23 protein-coding genes are annotated in these 17,839 nt (G+C 69.5%); 12 read left to right on the top strand and 11 right to left on the bottom strand.

Translation table 11 applies throughout. From position 1 onward, the window contains the following. The first annotated feature begins 123 nt into the window (after window positions 1-123). Together ACNR9W_RS01405 and ACNR9W_RS01400 are read left to right on the top strand one after the other, a co-directional pair. Window positions 124-897, top strand: coding sequence for an MBL fold metallo-hydrolase (locus tag ACNR9W_RS01405; RefSeq protein ID WP_419268792.1), 774 nt, complete (start codon window positions 124-126; stop codon window positions 895-897). Window positions 898-906: 9 nt separating this feature from the next. Beyond that, a complete protein-coding gene (locus tag ACNR9W_RS01400) occupies window positions 907-1,608 on the top strand; it encodes a VTT domain-containing protein (RefSeq protein ID WP_419268790.1) in 702 nt (233 codons plus the stop codon). An 11-nt stretch (window positions 1,609-1,619) separates the two neighbouring features. On the opposite strand, the gene ACNR9W_RS01395 is transcribed toward ACNR9W_RS01400, so the two are convergent. The 4 genes from ACNR9W_RS01395 to ACNR9W_RS01380 are packed head-to-tail and all read right to left on the bottom strand — an operon-like array spanning window position 1,620 to window position 3,721. Beyond that, a complete protein-coding gene (locus ACNR9W_RS01395; protein WP_419268789.1) occupies window positions 1,620-2,270 on the bottom strand; it encodes an RluA family pseudouridine synthase in 651 nt (216 codons plus the stop codon). Beyond that, window positions 2,267-2,893 carry a LysE family translocator gene (locus ACNR9W_RS01390; RefSeq protein WP_419268788.1) on the bottom strand — a complete coding sequence of 209 codons (627 nt, stop codon included), beginning with the start codon at window positions 2,891-2,893 and terminating at the stop codon, window positions 2,267-2,269. Before ACNR9W_RS01390 ends, ACNR9W_RS01395 begins: the two co-directional genes overlap by 4 nt. Further along, window positions 2,890-3,327 carry a GFA family protein gene (locus ACNR9W_RS01385; protein WP_419268787.1) on the bottom strand — a complete coding sequence of 146 codons (438 nt, stop codon included), beginning with the start codon at window positions 3,325-3,327 and terminating at the stop codon, window positions 2,890-2,892. Before ACNR9W_RS01385 ends, ACNR9W_RS01390 begins: the two co-directional genes overlap by 4 nt. After that, window positions 3,269-3,721 (bottom strand): GAF domain-containing protein, encoded by a 453-nt coding sequence (locus ACNR9W_RS01380; protein WP_419268786.1) that lies wholly within the window; start codon window positions 3,719-3,721, stop codon window positions 3,269-3,271. The genes ACNR9W_RS01385 and ACNR9W_RS01380 overlap by 59 nt, the downstream gene beginning before the upstream one ends. A gap of 113 nt (window positions 3,722-3,834) precedes the next feature. On the opposite strand from ACNR9W_RS01380, the gene ACNR9W_RS01375 reads away from it, so the two are divergent. Genes ACNR9W_RS01375 through ACNR9W_RS01350 form a run of 6 tightly spaced genes read left to right on the top strand, consistent with a single transcriptional unit; the run spans window position 3,835 to window position 8,523 of the window. Further along, entirely contained in the window at window positions 3,835-5,166 is a 1,332-nt protein-coding gene (locus ACNR9W_RS01375) for a sensor histidine kinase (RefSeq protein WP_419268784.1), read from the top strand. Then, on the top strand, window positions 5,163-5,789 hold the full coding sequence (locus ACNR9W_RS01370) for a response regulator (RefSeq protein WP_419268783.1): 627 nt from the start codon (window positions 5,163-5,165) through the stop codon (window positions 5,787-5,789). Before ACNR9W_RS01375 ends, ACNR9W_RS01370 begins: the two co-directional genes overlap by 4 nt. A gap of 15 nt (window positions 5,790-5,804) precedes the next feature. Continuing rightward, window positions 5,805-6,317, top strand: a complete 513-nt coding sequence (locus tag ACNR9W_RS01365) for a DUF2478 domain-containing protein (RefSeq protein ID WP_419268782.1) — start codon at window positions 5,805-5,807, stop codon at window positions 6,315-6,317. Continuing rightward, complete coding sequence (locus ACNR9W_RS01360; RefSeq protein ID WP_419268781.1) at window positions 6,314-6,589, top strand: sulfurtransferase TusA family protein; 276 nt, start codon at window positions 6,314-6,316, stop codon at window positions 6,587-6,589. Before ACNR9W_RS01365 ends, ACNR9W_RS01360 begins: the two co-directional genes overlap by 4 nt. A gap of 9 nt (window positions 6,590-6,598) precedes the next feature. Further along, window positions 6,599-7,579, top strand: a complete 981-nt coding sequence (mbfA, locus tag ACNR9W_RS01355; protein ID WP_419268780.1) for an iron exporter MbfA — start codon at window positions 6,599-6,601, stop codon at window positions 7,577-7,579. Window positions 7,580-7,599: 20 nt separating this feature from the next. After that, window positions 7,600-8,523, top strand: a complete 924-nt coding sequence (locus tag ACNR9W_RS01350; RefSeq protein WP_419268779.1) for an AEC family transporter — start codon at window positions 7,600-7,602, stop codon at window positions 8,521-8,523. Here ACNR9W_RS01350 and ACNR9W_RS01345 read toward each other — a convergent pair. Next, window positions 8,520-9,806, bottom strand: a complete 1,287-nt coding sequence (locus tag ACNR9W_RS01345) for a 4-aminobutyrate--2-oxoglutarate transaminase (RefSeq protein ID WP_419268778.1) — start codon at window positions 9,804-9,806, stop codon at window positions 8,520-8,522. The two genes, ACNR9W_RS01350 and ACNR9W_RS01345, sit on opposite strands and share 4 nt — an antisense overlap. Before the next feature lie 170 nt (window positions 9,807-9,976). Here ACNR9W_RS01345 and ACNR9W_RS01340 point away from each other — a divergent pair, with 170 nt between their 5' ends. Together ACNR9W_RS01340 and ACNR9W_RS01335 are read left to right on the top strand one after the other, a co-directional pair. Continuing rightward, window positions 9,977-10,525, top strand: a complete 549-nt coding sequence (locus ACNR9W_RS01340) for a cupin domain-containing protein (protein WP_111301644.1) — start codon at window positions 9,977-9,979, stop codon at window positions 10,523-10,525. A 96-nt stretch (window positions 10,526-10,621) separates the two neighbouring features. After that, window positions 10,622-11,422, top strand: a complete 801-nt coding sequence (locus ACNR9W_RS01335) for a crotonase/enoyl-CoA hydratase family protein (RefSeq protein ID WP_419268777.1) — start codon at window positions 10,622-10,624, stop codon at window positions 11,420-11,422. An 83-nt stretch (window positions 11,423-11,505) separates the two neighbouring features. Here ACNR9W_RS01335 and ACNR9W_RS01330 read toward each other — a convergent pair whose 3' ends face one another. The 3 genes from ACNR9W_RS01330 to dapD are packed head-to-tail and all read right to left on the bottom strand — an operon-like array spanning window position 11,506 to window position 13,415. Then, on the bottom strand, window positions 11,506-12,084 hold the full coding sequence (locus tag ACNR9W_RS01330; protein WP_419268776.1) for an exopolysaccharide biosynthesis protein: 579 nt from the start codon (window positions 12,082-12,084) through the stop codon (window positions 11,506-11,508). 54 nt (window positions 12,085-12,138) lie between these two features. Next, window positions 12,139-12,594 carry a YaiI/YqxD family protein gene (locus ACNR9W_RS01325; RefSeq protein WP_419268775.1) on the bottom strand — a complete coding sequence of 152 codons (456 nt, stop codon included), beginning with the start codon at window positions 12,592-12,594 and terminating at the stop codon, window positions 12,139-12,141. Continuing rightward, the gene (gene dapD / locus ACNR9W_RS01320) at window positions 12,594-13,415 is read right to left on the bottom strand and encodes a 2,3,4,5-tetrahydropyridine-2,6-dicarboxylate N-succinyltransferase (protein ID WP_419268773.1); all 822 of its coding nucleotides are present in this window, start codon (window positions 13,413-13,415) and stop codon (window positions 12,594-12,596) included. The genes ACNR9W_RS01325 and dapD overlap by 1 nt, the downstream gene beginning before the upstream one ends. A 105-nt stretch (window positions 13,416-13,520) precedes the next feature. Between dapD and ACNR9W_RS01315 the strand changes: the two genes are divergently transcribed. Further along, complete coding sequence (locus ACNR9W_RS01315) at window positions 13,521-14,357, top strand: LOG family protein (RefSeq protein WP_419268772.1); 837 nt, start codon at window positions 13,521-13,523, stop codon at window positions 14,355-14,357. On the opposite strand, the gene ACNR9W_RS01310 is transcribed toward ACNR9W_RS01315, so the two are convergent. Beyond that, complete coding sequence (locus ACNR9W_RS01310; RefSeq protein ID WP_419268771.1) at window positions 14,354-15,256, bottom strand: hypothetical protein; 903 nt, start codon at window positions 15,254-15,256, stop codon at window positions 14,354-14,356. The genes ACNR9W_RS01315 and ACNR9W_RS01310 overlap by 4 nt on opposite strands. Before the next feature lie 59 nt (window positions 15,257-15,315). On the opposite strand from ACNR9W_RS01310, the gene ACNR9W_RS01305 reads away from it, so the two are divergent. Next, entirely contained in the window at window positions 15,316-15,807 is a 492-nt protein-coding gene (locus ACNR9W_RS01305; protein WP_419268770.1) for a MarR family winged helix-turn-helix transcriptional regulator, read from the top strand. Here ACNR9W_RS01305 and rlmN read toward each other — a convergent pair whose 3' ends face one another. After that, the gene (gene rlmN, locus ACNR9W_RS01300; RefSeq protein ID WP_419268769.1) at window positions 15,808-17,004 is read right to left on the bottom strand and encodes a 23S rRNA (adenine(2503)-C(2))-methyltransferase RlmN; all 1,197 of its coding nucleotides are present in this window, start codon (window positions 17,002-17,004) and stop codon (window positions 15,808-15,810) included. Between the two features lie 177 nt (window positions 17,005-17,181). Next, on the bottom strand, window positions 17,182-17,703 hold the full coding sequence (locus ACNR9W_RS01295; protein WP_419268768.1) for an invasion associated locus B family protein: 522 nt from the start codon (window positions 17,701-17,703) through the stop codon (window positions 17,182-17,184). Window positions 17,704-17,839 lie beyond the last annotated feature (136 nt).

Genomic DNA, 17,839 nt, shown 5'->3' with positions numbered 1-17,839 from the left:
CCTCCTTGCGACCCCTGTCGCCTGCAGGTGTAGGTCACGAAAACGCAGGCCGCAAGAAAGGGAACCGGCGCGCGGCACGCCGTGTTCCGTGCTGTTACCCACCCCTCGGCACAAGGATTTCCCATGCGACTGAACCGCCGCACCGGACTGAAGCTGGCCGCCGCCCTGATGGGCAGCGCGCTGATCCCCGCCCTGGCCCAGGCACAGGACGCGCCCCAGGACCACCGCTACCCGGTCGAGGGCGGCGAAGTGGTCATCCATCCCGTCAGCCATGCCAGCATGGTGCTGGAAACCCCGGCCGGGGTGATCTTGGTCGATCCGGTAGGCGGGGCCGAGGCCTATGCCGACTTTCCCGCGCCCGACCTGATCCTGATCACGCATGAACACGGCGACCATTACGACCAGCCCACGCTGGACGCCCTGCCCGAGGTGCCGATCATCGCCAACCAAGCCGTCCACGACATGCTGCCCGACGCCATGAAGTCGCGCAGCACGGTCATGGCCAATGGCGACAGCCAGGAGGCACTTGGCATCCAGATCGAGGCGATCCCCGCCTACAACATCACCGAGGACCGCCTGCAGTATCACCCCGAGGGGCGCGACAACGGCTATATCCTGACCCTGGGCGGCAAGCGCTTCCTGATCGCGGGCGACACCGAGGACACGCCGGAACTGCGGGCGCTGACCGACATCCACGTGGCCTTCCTGCCGATGAACCTGCCCTATACCATGACCGTGGAGCAGGCCTCCGAGGCGGTCGCCGCCTTTGCCCCGGACGTCGTCTATCCCTATCACCACCGTGACAGCGACCTGGAGGAGTTCACCCGCCTGGTGGCCGAAGGCGGCTCTGGTACCCAGGTGGTGGCGGCCGAGTGGTATCCTGAAGCCGACAGCTGAGCCCAAGCCATGCGGCGGCGCCGCCTGATCATCCTGGCGGCGCTGGCTGCCTTGGGGCTGGCCGCCCTGGCGCTGTGGCTCTGGCCCTCGCTGCCGGCGCTGCAGTCGGATCTGGGCGCGCTGCATGACCTGATCGAGCAGGGCCAGGGATGGCGCGCCCGCAACCCCCGGCTGGCGGCCTTGGCCTTCCTGGCGCTGCTGGCGGTGGGGGGCGCGCTGCCGCTGCCGGTCGTCGTGGCGATGTCGCTGGCGGGCGGGGCCTTCTTCGGTTTCTGGCTGGGGCTGGCATTGGTTTGGTCGGGCACGATCGCGGCCGCGCTGCTGACGTTTCTGGCCGCGCGCCACCTGCTGACCGGCCGGGTGCGACGCCTGCTGGGGCGCAGGGTGGCGCAACTGGACCGGATGGTGGAACGCGACGGGGCGCTGGCGCTGCTCAGCCTGCGGCTGGCGCCGGCCCTGCCCTTCTTCCTGCTGAACCTGCTGTCGGGCCTCAGTTCCATGCGGATCGGCGTGTTCGCGGCGATCAGCGCCCTGGGCGTCCTGCCCAACAAGGTGATCCTGTCCGCCGCCGGCACTGAACTGGCCGAGATCGACCAGATCGCCGAGATTGCGGGGCCGCGCATCATCGCCATCGTCGCGGTGCTGGCGGTCTTTCCCTGGATCGCCCGCTGGCTGGCGCGGCGCATGCGCGGACCCTCTGCCCAAGCCTAGAGCGGCTGCGCCTAAAAGGGAACCGGCGCGGAAAAGCCGATCTGCACGCCGCTGTCGGGATGGCGAAAGCGCAGGCTTTCGGCATGCAGCATCAGGCGCGGATAATCCGCCGCAGCCCCTGTCGCATAAAGCGGATCGCCCAGGATCGGGTGGCCGGTCTGGGCCATGTGCACGCGCAGCTGGTGGCTGCGGCCGGTCACGGGCATCAACCGCACCCGCGTCTCGTCATCATTGGCGCGGATCACCCGCCAGTCGGTCTGGGCCGGGCGTCCCTCGACATGGTCGACCTTCTGGCGGGGGCGGTTGGGCCAGTCAACGATCAGCGGCAGATCGACCCTTCCCGTCTTTGGCTCCAACTTCCCGGCCACGCGGGCGACATAGGCCTTTTTCACCACCCGCTCCTCGAACTGGCGCGACAGCGTGCGCTGTGCATGCGGGGTCAGCCCAAAGACCATCACCCCCGATGTGTCCAGGTCCAGCCGGTGGACCAGCAGCACGGTGGGAAAGGCATTGCGCAACCGCGCGATCAGGCAGTCGGCCCGATCCTCGCCGCGCCCGGGCACCGACAGCAGGCCCGATGGCTTGTCCACCACCAGCACCTCGTGATCGGCATGGATGACCACCGGCGCATAGGATGGCGGGGCATAGACGAATTCGGTCATTTCGCCACGAGGCGGACGGCAAGCCCCGCGAACATCACCGCCGCGATCTTGTTGACCAGCCCGAGGCGCTTGCCGATCACATGCCCCGCCATGCCGCCCACGATGCCATAGCCCATGGTGACCAGCGTCCCGGTAAAGGCAAAGATCAGCCCCAGCCCCAGGATCTGCTGCCAGACGGGACCCCAGGCCGGGTTGGTGAACTGCGGCAGGAAGGCCAGCAGGAACAGCACCGGCTTGGGGTTCAGCGCGTTGGACAGAAAGCCCCGCCGGATGATGTTCCAGACCCGGACGCTGCCGCGGGCCGAAGGGTCGACATCGCCTGCCCGCCAGCTTTTCCAGGCCAGCCACAGCAGATAGGCGGCGCCCGCGTATTTGATCGCCCGCAGCGCCTCGGGATGGGCGGCCACCAGCGCCCCCAGGCCCACGGTCGCCAGGGTCACATGCATCAGCACGCCCAGGCCCACGCCGAACCCCGCCCAGGCCCCGGCGCGCGGCCCGCCCTGGATGCCGCAGGCGCTGGCAAAGAACACGTCCTGGCCGGGGGCAAAGTTCAGGACCAGCCCGCCCGCGACAAAGGCCATCAGCTGGCCTGCGGGAATGCTGGCCAACGTGTCCCAGATCATTCGGGGGCCTCCTGCGGCCATTGCGGCAGGCCGTCCCCGATCGGGTAGTAGTCGCCCTTGTCCGCGACAAAGATATGCGCCTCCAGCGTCAGGCCGGTCGGCTGGTCCAGGGCGCCGGCCGCGACATCGACCTCGGTCCCGTCGCGGCGCTTCCAGAACAGCGCGCTGCCGCATTCGGTGCAGAAACCGCGCTCCGCCGCCTCGGAGGAGGCGAACCAGCGCACCGGACCCTGCACCTGCAGGTCCCGGACCCCGGCCGCCGCCCAGACATGGCCTGACCAGCGCCGGCACTGGCCGCAATGGCAGGCGCGCAGGGCATCATCCACCCAGGTTCCGCTGAACTGCACGGCACCGCACAGGCAGTGCCCCTTGACCTCATGTGCCACCGAAAACCTCCTCCAGAATCGCGCCCAGGGCCACGGCGTCGCGCGCATCGAAGGCGTCGGGCCGGTCGCTGTCGATGTCCAGCACGCCGATCAGCCGCCCGTCCCGGCCCAGCACGGGCAGCACGATTTCCGACCGGGTGCTGCTGGAACAGGCGATATGGCCGGGAAAGACCTCGACATCGGGAACGATCTGGACCTCGCGCGTACGCGCGGCCGCCCCGCAGACCCCGCGCGAGAAGGGAATCACCAGGCAGCCGTGACCGCCCTGATAGGGGCCGATCTTCAGCAGGTCGGGGCCCACCACGCGATAGAAGCCGGTCCAGTCGAACCGGTCGTCGGAATGATGCAGCTCGCAGGCCACGGTCGCCATCAGCGCGACCTCGTCGGTCTCGCCGTCGCAAAGGGCGCGGATGCGCGCCGCCAGATCGTCATAATCGCTCATTCCCCCTGTCTAGCCGTGGCCGGCGGGACAGGAAAGCGGCGAAATGGGTCCTGAACCCAGGGCCAGGCACGTCGCCCATTGCCGCCGCCCGCGCGCGGGGCCAGTTTGGCGCCATGACGCTTCGCACCCGCATCCTTCTGGTGATCCTAGCCATGCAGCTGTTGCTGATCGGCGTTCTGGCGGCCGGCAGCCTGGACCGGCTGAGGCGCGACATCGCGACCGAGACCCGCATGGGCGCGCAGACCGCCCGCGACCTGGTCCTGGCCACGATCGGCACGATGCAGGGGGCGGTGCCGCCCGACCGGATCATGGCGCTGCTGCCCGAGCGTCTGACCGAGCCGCACCATGCCCGCATCGGCGTCGTGGACGCGCTGGACGGGACGCTGCGCCAGCCGCCCGGCCCCCCGGACCCGGCCCTGCGCCGGCCGGACTGGTTCGCGGCCCTGGTGGCGCCCGATCCGCAGGAGATGCGCCTGCCGGTGGTCGTGGGCGGGCGCCCGCGCGGCTATGTCCTGATCACCGGCGACCCGGCGGCCGAGATCGCCCGCGCCTGGCGCGACATGCGCGACCTGATGACCCTGGCGCTGGCCACCGCGATCCTGCAGGCGCTGCTGATTGCCTGGGCGGTGCGGCAGGCGCTGCGCCCGGTCGGCACCATCGCCACGCGCCTGTCCGACCTGATCCGGGGCGACCTGGAAACCCGCATCGGCCCCCTGCCCCAGCCCGAACTGGCGCCGCTGGCCCGGCACGTGGACCGGCTGGCCGAGACGCTGGAACAGGCCCAGGCCGACCGCCGCCGGCTGCAGCAGCAGATCGTCGCCCGCGCCGATGCCGAACGGATGGCCATCGCCCGCGACCTGCATGACGAGATGGGCCCCTGTCTCTTTGGCCTTCGGGTCGAGGCGGATGCGCTGCGCGAGGCGGCCCCGGACGCGGCCACCGCCCAATCCGCCGCCCAGATCGCGGCCATCGCCGAACAGATCGCCCGCGTGAACCGGGCGCTGCTGAACGACCTGCGCCCCATGGCGGTGGGCCAGCTGCCCCTGCCCACGGTGCTGGCCGATTACGTCGACGACCTGAACCGCCGCTTTCCCGACACCCGGTTCGCGCTGGAGATCGCCTCGGGCCTGCCGGAACCCGACGAGGCGACGGCCCTGACCCTGTTCCGCATCCTGCAGGAGGGGACGACCAATGCCCTGCGCCATGCGGCGGCGCGGTCGGTGACGATCCGGCTCTGGACCGATCCGGCGCATTGGCGCATGATCCTGTCCGATGATGGCCAGGGCATCGCCCCCGACCGGCGCGAGGGGACGGGCCTGACGGGGATGCGCGAACGCATCACCCTGCTGGGCGGGGATCTGGCCGTGCAGTCGGACGGGGGGGGAACGCGCCTGCTGGCCCGGCTGCCGCGCCGGGCGGCGGAGAGGAACAGGACGACGACGTGACGAAACGCGCCTTGGTCATCGACGACCACCCGATCACCCACCTGGGCGCCAGCCGCCTGCTGCGCGACCTAGGCTATGACCCCGTGGGCCAGGCCATGTCGGGCGAGGAGGCGCTGGCGCAGCTGGCCACGGACCCCGCGCCGGACCTGATCGTCCTGGACATCAGCCTGCCCGGCACCGGGGGCCTGGACCTGGTGGCGCCCCTGAAGGCCGCGGCGCCGGCGGGGCGCATCCTGATCTTTTCGATGAACGACCAGACGGGCTTTGCCGCCCGAGCCCTGCAGGCCGGGGCACAGGGCTTTCTGTCCAAGAACGCGCCGCCCGCCGATTTCCGCGAGGCGGTTCGCAGGCTGGAGGCTGGCGAATTCTACTTGGCGCCCAAGCAGGCGATGGCGCTGGCGACGCTGCGGGCCGGGGCGGCCGACGATCCCCTGGGCGCGCTGTCGGACCGGGAGCGGCAGGTCCTGACCCTGATCGGGCAGGGCCACGGCCTGCAGACCATCGCGGACCGGCTTGGCGTCAGCTACAAGACCGCGGCCAATACCTCGTCCGCGCTGAAGAAGAAGCTGGGCGTGGACGGCATCAACGGGCTGATGAAATTCGCGCTGGACAGCGGCGTCTGAAGGAAGGGAATCCCCATGCTGGCATGGTTCACCATGGACGAGACCGCCGCCCCCGGCCAAGCCGACCGGCTGGTCGAGGATGTGGCCCGCGCCCTGCAGGCACGCGGGCTGCGGCTGGCCGGCGCCGTCCAGCGCAACCTGGAGATCGGGCCGGACAGCCCCTGCGACATGGACATGATCGTCATCGGGGACGAGGGCGCGCCGATCCGCATCTCTCAGTCCCTAGGGCCGGGCGCGTCGGGGTGTCGGCTGGACACGGGCGCGCTGGAACAGGCCGTGGCGCGGGCGGCGCCGCATCTGCGGGGCGCGGATGTCGTCGTCGTGCCCAAGTTCGGCCGGCAGGAGGCCATCGGCCGGGGCTTTCGCAGTCTGATCGCAGAGGCCGCGGCCGCAGGCCTGCCGGTGGTCCTCTATGTGCCGCGCCAGCAGCGCGAGGCGTTCCTGGATTTCGCGGGCGATCTGGCGGTGCAGGTCGCGCCCGCCGACTTGGCGGAGTGGTGCCTGGGCCGATTCGCGGACGTCCCATGACGATCGAGCGGAGGGTGGATGCGCGTGGGCTGCTCTGCCCGCTGCCGGTGCTGCGGTTGCGAAAGGTGCTGCTGGAGCTGCCGGCGGGTGCAATCGTGCGGCTGATCGCGACTGATCCGATGGCTGCGGTCGATGTGCCGCATTTCTGCCGGCAGGGCGGGCATGCCATGGTGGCCATGCGCGAGCTGGACGAGGGCGCGCTGGAATTCACGGTGCACAGGGGGCCTTCTGCCCCCTCGGCCGCAGGCGGCCTCACCCCCGAGGATATTTGAGCAACGAAGATGACCCTGCCCTTTCTGCCTGCACGAAAGCGCCTGTCGGAACTGTCCGAACGCGAGATCCTGGCGCTGGCCATCGCCTCGGAGGAGGACGACGCCCGCATCTATCGCAACTGGGCCGAGACGCTGCGCGGTGACTATCCGGCGACGGCCGCGGTCTTCGATGCCATGAGCCTGGAGGAGGATGGCCACCGCCGCCTGCTGCTGGAGGCCTTTCGGGCCCGGTTCGGAGAGGCGATCCCGGTCATCCGGCGCGAACATGTCGCCGGCTACCTGACCCGCCGCCCCGCCTGGATGATGGAGAACCTGTCGCTGGAGACGATCCGGGGCGAGGCCGCCGGGATGGAGCGGGACGCGGCCGAATTCTATGCGCGCGCCGCGCAGTACAGCCAGGATGCCGGCACCCGCAAGCTGCTGGGCGACCTGGCCGCCGCCGAGCGCGGCCACGAGAACCGGGCCCATGAGCTGGCGACCGAGCATCTGGACCCCGCCGCCCGCGCCGACGAGGACGCGGTCGCCCATCGCGAGTTCGTGCTGACCTGGGTGCAGCCGGGGCTGGCCGGGCTGATGGACGGCAGCGTGTCCACGCTGGCGCCGATCTTCGCGGTGGCATTTGCCACGCAGGACCCCTGGACGACCTTCCTGGTCGGCCTGGCGGCCAGCATCGGCGCGGGCATCAGCATGGGCTTTACCGAGGCCGCCTCGGATGACGGGGTGGTGTCGGGGCGCGGCTCGCCGCTCAAGCGGGGGCTGGCCTCGGGGGTGATGACGGCGGTGGGGGGCATGGGTCATGCCCTGCCCTACCTGATCCCCGATTTCTGGACCGCGACCACCCTGGCCATCCTGGTCGTCTTTGTCGAGCTCTGGGCCATCGCCTGGATCCAGAACCGCTGGATGCAGACGCCGTTCTGGCGGGCCACCTTGCAAGTCGTGGTGGGCGGTGGTCTGGTGCTGGCCGTTGGGGTGCTGATCGGATCGGGCTGACGGGCCCCTTTGGGGGGCCGATGACCGAGATCCTGCTGAAGACCCTGCCCTTCTTTGCCCTGATCGGGCTGGGCTGGGGCGCCGCCGCCATCCGGTTCTTTCCGGCCGAGGGCGCGGTCTGGCTGACGCGATTCGTCTTTTATTTCGCGCTGTCGGCGATGCTGTTCCGTTTTGCGGCGGGGCTGGACATGGCTGCACTGTTCGACCTGCGCTTTGTGCTGGCCTATCTGCTGGGATCGGGCGCGGTCTGGGCAATCGGCATCACCGTCGCCCGCGCACGCGGCCTCGGCATTGCCGAGGCCGCGATGGAGGCGCAATGCTGCATGATCGGCAATACCGGTTTTCTGGGGGTGCCGATGCTGGTCGTGCTGCTGGGGCCCGCGGCCATTGGACCGGTGCTGATGGTGCTGACCATCGACATGCTGGTCTTTTCCACGCTGATCACGCTGATCATTCACGCCGCGCGCCAGGGCGGGTTGCGGCCCGCCGCCGTGGTGCCGGTGCTGCGCGGGGTGGCGTCGAACCCGATGATCCTGGCCATGGTGGCGGGCCTGGCCTGGGGCGGGCTGGCCCTGCCCCTACCGGAACCCGTGGACGAGTTCCTGACGATCCTGGGGGCGGCCGCCACGCCCGGGGCGCTGTTCGCCATCGGCGCCAGCCTGGCAGGGCGCCGGCTGGCGCGGCTGGCGCCTTCGGCCTGGCTGTCGGGGGCCAAGCTGGTCCTGCATCCCGCCGCCGTGGGGCTGGCGGCCTGGGGCTTTGGCGTCGATCCGGTCGCGGCGGGGGTCATGGTGGTGGCGGCGGGCCTGCCCGTGGCGGGCAATGTCTATATCCTGGCCCAGCATTTCGGCGTGGCCCAGCAGCGGGTGTCGACCGCAATCCTGATCTCGACCGCGGCCAGCATCCTGACCATCCCCGCGCTGATCCTGCTGATCGGGGCCTAGGCCCGCGCCGCCAGGATCGCGTCGTCCAGGATGTCCAGCGCCTGCGCGAACTGGTCGTCCGGGATGGTGATCGGCGCCAGGAAGCGGATCACGTTGCCATGCACGCCGCAGGTCAGCAGCAGCAGGCCGCGGGCCAGCGCCTCCTGCCGGATGCGGTTGGTCATCGCGGCGTCGGGCGTGCCGTCGGTGCCGATGAACTCGGCCGCGACCATGAAGCCGGGGCCGCGGATATCCGCCATCTCGGGCACGCGCGGCTGCAGGGCCGCCAGGCGGTCGCGCAGCTTGGCGCCTAGGGTTTCGGCGCGGGCGCAGAGGTCCTCGTCCTCGATCACGTCCATCACGGCCAGGCCGGCCGCGATCCCCAGGGGGTTGCCGCCATAGGTGCCGCCCAGGCCGCCCGGTTCGGCCGCGTCCATGATCTCGGCCCGGCCGGTCACGGCGGCGATCGGAAAGCCGCCGCCCAGGCCCTTGGCCATCGTGGTCAGGTCGGCGGCGATGCCGTGATGCTCCATCGCGAACAGCCGGCCGGCGCGCGCAAAGCCGGTCTGCACCTCATCCGCGATCATCACGATGCCATGCGCGTCGCAAAGCGCGCGGATGCGGGCCACGAAATCGGTCGGCGCGGGGTAAAAGCCGCCCTCACCCTGCACGGGTTCAAAGACGATGGCCGCGACGCGGGCGGGGTCCAGGTCAGCCTTGAACAGCTTGTCCAGCGCGGCAAAGCTGTCGTCGGTCGTCACCCCGTGCAGCGGGCAGGGGAAGGGCGCGTGAAAGACATCGGGCATCATCGCGCCGAAGCCCTTCTTGTAGGGCACGACCTTGCCGGTCAGCGTCATGCCCATGAAGGTCCGGCCGTGAAAGGCGCCGGTGAAGGCGATCACCGCGTTGCGGCCGGTGGCGGCGCGGGCGATCTTGACGGCGTTCTCGCAGGCTTCGGCGCCGGTCGTGACAAAGATCGTCTTCTTGGCGAAATCGCCCGGCACCTTGTCGTTCAGGCGTTCGGCCAGGCGGACATAGTTCTCATAGGGCAGGACCTGGTGGCAGGTATGGGTGAAGGCGTCCAGCTGGGCGCGCACGGCCTCGATCACGCGGGGATGGCGGTGACCGGTGTTCACCACCGCGATGCCGGCGGCAAAATCGATCAGGCGGTTGCCCTCGACATCGGTGACGGTCGCGTTCTCGGCATGGGCGGCGAAATGGTCGGTCATCACGCCCACGCCACGGGCCATGGCGGCGCGGCGGCGGGTGGCGAGCGTCTCGTTGTTCTGGGTCAGGTCCTTCATCGCGGTCTCTCCTTTGCGGCGGACGGCAAGGGCCGGTCCTGTCGCGCGTCAGGGTGGCGTCTTGTCGCAGGCCTGACAATTCTGTTTTTCGCTGCGGCCAAGTCCCTGAAACAGCGTGGCCCGGGACCGGGTGTTTGTCTATGATGAACATGCACAACAGCGGGGACCTCATGGAGATCGACATCGGGGGCAGGCTGCGGGCGCTGCGGCTGGCGCGCAAGCTGTCGCAGCGGGCGCTGGCGCGGCGGGTGGGGGTGCCCAATTCCACCATCTCGCTAATCGAATCGAATGCCATGAATCCCTCGGTCGGGGCGCTGAAGCGCATCCTGGACGGGTTGCCGGTCGGCCTGGCCGAGTTCTTCGCCTTCGAGCCGCAGGCGCCGCGCAAGTTCTTCTTCACCGCTGAGGAGATGCCGGACCTGGGCCGCGGCCGCATCGCGCTGCGGCAGGTGGGCGTGCCCGGCACCGGGCGCATGCTACAGGTCCTGCGCGAGACCTGGCAGCCCGGCGCCGACACCGGCAAGGTTCCCCTGTCCCACAAGGGCGAGGAGGCAGGCGTGATCCTGTCCGGCCGACTGGAGATCACCGTCGACGGCGAGCGCAAGATCCTGGGACCCGGCGATTCCTTTGCCTTTCCCAGCGAACTGCCCCACCGCTTTCGCGTCGTCGGCCCCGAACCGGTCGAGGCCGTCAGCGCCTGCACGCCCCCGACCTTCTGACCCTCAACCTTCTGACCCTCGACCTTCTGACCCTCGACCCGGGCCGATGCGCGGGCTATCCCGATTGCGTCATGTGCAAAAGGGGAGGAGACCGTCATGCGCGACATCGGGGACCTGAAGCTGTCGAACATCCTGCTGGAGGTCGACGACGACGGCATCGCCAGCGTGACGCTGAACCGCCCGGACAAGCGCAACGCGCTGGATCTGGCCACCATCGAGGAACTGGTGGACATCTTCACCACCCTGCCCCGGGCCGGGGTCCGGGTGGCGATCCTGCGGGCGAACGGGCCGCATTTCAGCGCCGGTCTGGACCTGGTGGAACATCACCGCCAGAACCGCTCGGCCGCGGAGTTCATGCAGGTCTGCCTGCGCTGGCACGAGGCGTTCAACAAGATGGAATACGGCGGCGTCCCGGTGATCGCGGTCCTCAAGGGCGCGGTCGTGGGCGGCGGGCTGGAACTGGCGGCGGCGGCGCATATCCGGGTGGCGGGGCCGGACACCTATTTCGGCCTGCCCGAGGGCCAGCGCGGCCTGTTCACCGGCGGCGGCGCGACGATCCGCGTGGCGGACCTGATCGGCAAGGCGCGGATGATCGACATGATGCTGTCGGGGCGGCTCTATCGCGGACAGGAGGCGGTGGATGTCGGCCTGTGCCAGTATCTGGAGGAGGATGCCGAGGCCCGCGCCCTGCAGATCGCGCGCGCGGCCGCACAGAACCCGCCGCTGTCGAACTTCGCCATCTGCTCGGCCATCAGCCACATGCAGAACATGAGCGCGCTGGACGCCGCCTATGCCGAAGCGGTCGTGGCCGGGATGGTCAATACCCAGGACGCCGCGCGCGAGCGGCTGGCGGCCTTTGCCGACGGGACGGCGGCCCGGATCAAGCCGGTCGACTAGGGGCGCCATGCCTGTTTTGCCGGCAGGCAGGGGGGCAGCGGGCGGCCGGGGCTTGATGCCCCGGCCGCCCGCTAGAACGGGGCTCAGGGCAGCAGGAACAGGACCAGGCCTGCAATCCCGCCGATCGCCAGGAAGCCCAGCAGGACAAAGATCCCGTCCCGCGCCAGCAGGCCGAAGGCCAGCAGGCTGACCACGATCCCCATCAGCGACGAGGTGAAGGGCACCAGCTCCAGGACCGGCATCGCCAGCCCGCAGCACAGGCAGACCGCCTGCACGATCCAGCGCATCGGGCGGCGCACCAGCGCCGTCAGCCGCTTGTCCGTGACCCGGTCCAGAAACCGCGCGGGCCGTTCCATCCAGTCCAGCGCTGTCCGCATCTTGGACCCGGGCACCTTCCGCCGCATCAGGAAGCCCGGCAGCCAGACGTGGTGGCGCCCGATCAGCATCTGCGCCGAGATCAGCGCGATCAGCATCCCGCAGATGCTGGAAAACAGCGGCACCCCCGACAGGGGCGACACCACCGCCAGTGCCGGGATCATCAGGTTTGGCGGCAGCGAATCCTCGCCCAGGGCCTGGACGACACGCTGGACGCTGACCCTGTCGTCATCCGCCGCCCCGCGCACGCGGCCGATCAGGTTGGTGATGATCTGGTCGTCGGGCATCGCCTGCTCCTGCATCTGCGCCGCCCAACGCGGGCCGCGCGCCAGGGTTTCGCCTCAGCCCGTGCGCCTGGCCGCCGTCAGCAGCCGGTCCAGCGCCTGCAGGAACCGCGCCCGGTCGGCCTTGCCGAACGCCGCGCCGCCGCCCTGCCGGAACGGGTCCGCCGCCCGCAGGTCGGCCATCAGGTCGCGGGTCGCCAGGCGCGGCCCGATGTTCCTGGCATCCAGCACCTCTCCGGCATGGGTCAGCACCATGGCCCCCGCCTTGATGCAGCGATCGGCCAGCGGCAGGTCGCCTGTCACGACCAAGTCGCCGAGACCGCAGCTGTCGGCGATCCACTTGTCGGCCTCGTCCGGGCCCGCGGCCACGATCTGCAGCCGGACCAGCGGATGCGTGGGCATCCGCAGCCCGCCATTGCAGACCAGCACCATCGGCACACCCATGCGGACGGCCACCCGCTCGGCCTCGGCCTTGACCGGGCAGGCATCCGCATCGATGTAGAGCGTGGTCATCAGTCGCGCAGCAGCTCGTTGATCGAGGTCTTGGACCGCGTCCGCGCGTCGACCCGCTTGACGATCACCGCGCAGTACAGGTTCACGCCGTTCTTCGACGGCAGCGTGCCCGAGACGACGACAGAACCGGCCGGAACCTCGCCATAGGTCACCTCGCCCGTCTCGCGGTCGACGATCTTGGTGGACTGGCCGATATAGACGCCCATTCCCAGGACCGAGCCCTCGCGGACGATGCAGCCCTCGACCACCTCGGAGCGCGCGCCGATGAAGCAGTCGTCCTCGATGATCGTCGGTCCCGCCTGCAGCGGCTCCAGCACGCCGCCGATGCCGACGCCGCCCGACAGGTGGACGTTGCGGCCGATCTGCGCGCAGGAGCCCACGGTGGCCCAGGTGTCGACCATCGTGCCCTCGCCCACATGGGCGCCCAGGTTCACGAAGGAGGGCATCAGCACCGCACCCTTGCCGATGAAGGCGCTGCGGCGGACGATGGCGCCCGGCACGGCGCGGAAGCCCGCCTCGCGCCACTGATTGTCGCCCCAGCCGTGGAACTTGGACGGCACCTTGTCCCACCAGTTCGACCCCTGCGGCCCGCCCGACATCTCTTCCATGTCGTTCAGGCGGAAGGACAGCAGCACGGCCTTTTTCGCCCACTGGTTCACATGCCAGTCCGCGCCGCGCTTTTCGGCCACGCGCAGGGTGCCGTTGTCCAGCTGGCGCAGGGTGTCCTCGACCGCCTCGCGGCTCTCGCCCCGGGTGGCGCTGGTGATGTCGGCGCGGCCTTCCCATGCGGCTTCGATGGCGGTTTCCAGGGCTTGGGTCATGGCGGCCTCTCCTCGGGCAGGCGGGTGGGTGGAAAATCTCCGTTCCGGGCTATATGCGTCGGGGAAAGCCCGCGCAATCCGCGCAAGGGCGCTTATGAGGCTTTGATGAACGACGACCTGCCCGAAGAGGACCGCGTCCACACCCTGCCCCACAGCGATGAGGACGTCGCCCGCGCCGGCCATGTCCCCGACACGCCCCAGACCCGTGCCCCCTCCTATCGCCTGGCCTTCACCGACCGCGAGTTCCTGCTGCGTGAAGAGCTGCGGTCCGTCCGGCTGCAGCTGGAACTGCTGAAGCCGCAGATGATCATGGACGAATACGGCATCGAATCGACCGTGGTGATGTTCGGCGGTGCCCGCATTCCGTCGCCCGACGGGATCCGGACGGCGCGCACCACCGCCCTGGCCGAGCTGTCGGAATATTACGAACAGGCCCGCCTTTTTGCCCACCGGATGACCGAGCGCAGCCTCGCGGCCAAGGGTCGGGAGTTCGTGATCTGTACCGGCGGCGGTCCCGGTGTCATGGAGGCCGGCAACAAGGGTGCGGCCGAGGCGGGCGGCGTGTCCATCGGCCTGGGGATCGTGCTGCCGTTCGAACAGGCGCCCAATGCCTATGTGACGCCGGACCTGTGCTTCAACTTTCACTATTTCGCCGTCCGCAAGATGCATTTCCTGATGCGCGCCCGCGCCGTCACCGTCTTTCCCGGCGGATTCGGCACCCTGGACGAACTGTTCGAAACGCTGACGCTGATCCAGACGGGGCGCATGGCACGCATCCCCATCCTGCTGTTCGGCGCGGCCTTCTGGGACGGCATCATCAACTGGCAGGCCCTGGCGGATGCGGGCACGATCAGCCAAAGCGACCTGGAACTGATCCGCTATGTCGAAACCGCCGAAGACGCGGTGCAGATCATCGACAGCTGGCCGAAGCCGGACTTCTAGGCGGGGCCCGCCGGCTGGGGGCGGCGCATCAGCATCAGCAGGACGCCGGCCCCCACCAGCAGCCCCGCCAAAAGGAACGCCTGCGGCAGCGGCTCGGCGAACAGCCACAGCGCGCCGGCTGCGCCGGTCACGGCCGCCACCGGGCCCAGCAGCGACAGCGTCACCGGCCCCCCCAGCCTTTGCAGCTGGAAGAAGGCCAGGTACTGGATCACGAAGATCGCGATATCCAGGCCGACCAGCGACCGCAGCCCCGGCTGGTGCCAGAGCGGCCCCGCCCCCGCCTCCAGGACCAGGGCCAGCGGCACGCAGGCCAGTCCCGCCATCAGCAGAGTCAGCGCCGACAGCGTCAACGGGCGCGCCCCGGCGGGCCAATAGCGGCTGCGATAGATGTTGCCCAGGGCGATCACCACCGGCATCGCGGTCGCGGCGATCAGCCAGGCGGTCGCCTGCGCCGGCAATTCGGTCAGCTTGGCCAGCGCCAGGATCAGCCCGCCCGCCAGTCCCAGCACCACCGCCAGCGTGCGGCGGGGATCGGCACGCTCCAGCCCCAGCAGGCGGGCCAGCCCCCAGGTCAGCAGGATCGGAAAGGCAAAGGTCAGCGCGATGTAGCCGGCCCCGACATGCGCCACGGCCAGGTAACCCAAGGCCATCGGCCCCGCCAGCAGCACCCCGGCCCCCGCCGCATAGGGCAGCATCCGTGCCGCGCCCCGCAACTGGCCCAGCACCGCCGCCAGCAGCAGTTGCACCGCGCCGCCGCCGGCCAGCACCGTCCCCAGGAACCAGATCATCGGCGCCCCGCTGTCCGAGGCGATGCGCGAGATCAGGATCGTCACCGCCAGCGCCGCCCCGGCGGTCACCAGGCAGCCCAGCATCATCAGCGATCCGTGATTGTCGTTCATTGTCCTGCCCCGATCGACCTGCTAATATCTTACCATAAACAATCTTTATGGAAAGATAAATGAGCTCTGCCGATCGCGCCGCGCGGGCCGCACAATCCTGGCGCCGCGAGCGTCCCGACCTGGATGTCGAGGCGATGGAGATCATCGGCCGCCTCAACGAGCTGTCAGCCCTGCTGTCGCGCCAGCTGCAGACGGTCTTTGACGAGTTCGGGTTGCAGGCTGGCGAATTCGACGTGCTGGCGACCCTGCGCCGGGCCGGTGCGCCCTTTCGCCTGACGCCCACCGCGCTTTACGAGGCGACGATGCTCAGTTCGGGCGGCATGACCGCCCGCCTGGACCGGCTGGAGCGGCGCGACCTGATCCGGCGCCTGCCCAATCCGCAGGACAGGCGCGGCACGCTGGTCGAACTGACGGAAGGCGGGCTGGCGCTGATCGACCGCGCCATCGCGCCCCATGCCGCGAATGAGACGCGGCTGCTGGCCGGCCTGACGGCCGAGGAGCGCGTCGGGCTGAAGGCGCTGCTGGAACGGCTGGGGGCGGTGCTGCCCTGATCAGCCGGCCTCGGCCTCGATCTGGGCGCGCGACTTGCGGCCCCGTTCGGTGGCCGATTTCAGCTGGCCGCAGGCAGCCATGATATCCTCGCCGCGCGGCGTACGGATCGGGCTGGCATAGCCGGCGTTGTGGATGATGTCGGCAAAGGCATGGATGCGGTTGTTGCTGGAGCGCTTGTAGGGCGCGCCGGGCCATTCGTTGAACGGGATCAGGTTGATCTTGGCCGGAATGCCCTCGATCAGCCGCACCAGGCGGTGGGCATCCTCGTCGCTGTCGTTGACGCCGGCCAGCATCACGTATTCGAAGGTGATCCGTTCGCTGTTGGTCAGGCGCGGGTATTCGCGCAGCGTGGCCAGCAGCGTCTCGATGTTCCAGCGCTTGTTGATGGGCACCAGGCGGTCGCGCACCTCGTCGGTCGTGGCGTGGAAGCTGACGGCCAGCAGGCAGCCGATTTCCCGCGCCGTGCGGGCAATCTCCGGCACGACGCCGCTGGTCGACAGGGTGATGCGGCGGCGGGACAGGGACAGGCCCTCGTTGTCCATCACCACCTTCATCGCGTCGCGCACGTTCTCAAAGTTGTAGAGCGGCTCGCCCATGCCCATCAGCACCAGGTTGCTGACCAGGCGCGTCTCGTCCTTGGGCGCGCCCTGCACGGGCCATTCGCCCAGGTCGTCGCGCGCGACCAGCAGCTGGCCCACGATCTCGCCGGCGGTCAGGTTGCGCACCAGCTTCTGCGTGCCGGTGTGGCAGAAGGAACAGGTCAGCGTGCAGCCCACCTGGCTGCTGACGCAAAGCGTGCCGCGGCCTTCTTCGGGGATATAGACCGCCTCGACCTCGTGGCCGCCGGCGATCTTCAGCAGGTATTTGCGGGTGCCGTCGGCGCTGACCTGGCGGGTCACGATCTCGGGCAGGGAAATCTCGAACCGGTCGGCCAGAAGGGCGCGATAGTCCTTGGCCAGATTGGTCATCTGGGCGAAATCGCGCACGCCCCAGTGATAGACCCACTGCCAGACCTGGCCCACGCGCATCTTGGCCTGCTTTTCCGGCGTGCCGGCGGCGATCAGCGCCTCGCGCAACTGGTCGCGCGTCAGGCCCACGATGTTCACGAGCCCACCTTCCGGCAGCTTGCGCGGGATGGTCAGCACGTCTTGCGTGATCGGGGCCGCGCCTGCGGCCTGCGGAAGAAGGACGGTCATGAGCCTACCGGGATTCTGCGTGAAGACCTGCAGATAGGCCAGGCGAGGCCGGAAATCAACCGGCCTCGCCCGAACGGCCCCTGGCCGGATGTTCTGGAATGGGGTGGATGTTCTGAAAGGGTCACCCCGAGGTGACGGGGCAGGTGACGGGGGGCACCGCCCCCCATCCGCTTGGCCTTACTGGCAGCGCGCGCGTGCCGTGTTCGTCGCGGCAGTGATGCCCGACAGGCTGAACGTGTCCTTGGTGGTGGTCCCGCGGGCCGAACGCCCGGTGACCACGGCCGAGGATCCGCCGCGCAGGGCCCCGATCAGGGAATCGTCATCCGAGGCGCTGCCGGTCCAGGCGCTTTCGCCTTCGGTGAACAGGTTGAACTTGCGCCCGCCCACATCGACCTCGACGGTCGAATCCGGGGCGAAGGGATAGCCGCCGGTAAAGGACACTTCGCCGTTCTGGCCCGGACGATAGGCCACATAGAGCCGGATGTCGCCGCGCGCCACCTCGGTGGGCTGGCCGTTGCGGGTGTTGATCGTCGATTTCGGGGGCGAGACGGCCCAGCACTCGCGCGGGTTGTCCGCCGCGAATACCGTCCAGTCGCCCTCGGTCGCCACGACGTTGTTCGATTCTTGCGCGACCGCCGTACCCAGTCCGGCAATCAGGACAAGGCCTGCGCCGATGCCGCGCAGCGTGGTGGTAATCATGCTCTGGCCTCCTGCCATTCGTTTCGCCACTTGTGCGGCGTTGTTCCGCGATTGCTGTGGTCTTTTCAACCATCTGCCGCCAGAATAGCGAAAATCGCCGCCCGAGAAAGGGCACGCAAGCGAAATCGCGCAATTG

It is taken from the genome of Paracoccus sp. T5, assembly GCF_048538155.2.
In the GTDB taxonomy this organism is placed as follows: domain Bacteria; phylum Pseudomonadota; class Alphaproteobacteria; order Rhodobacterales; family Rhodobacteraceae; genus Paracoccus.
The sequence above is the reverse complement of the archived record's forward strand: the minus strand, read 5'-3'. Positions and strand labels throughout refer to the sequence as shown.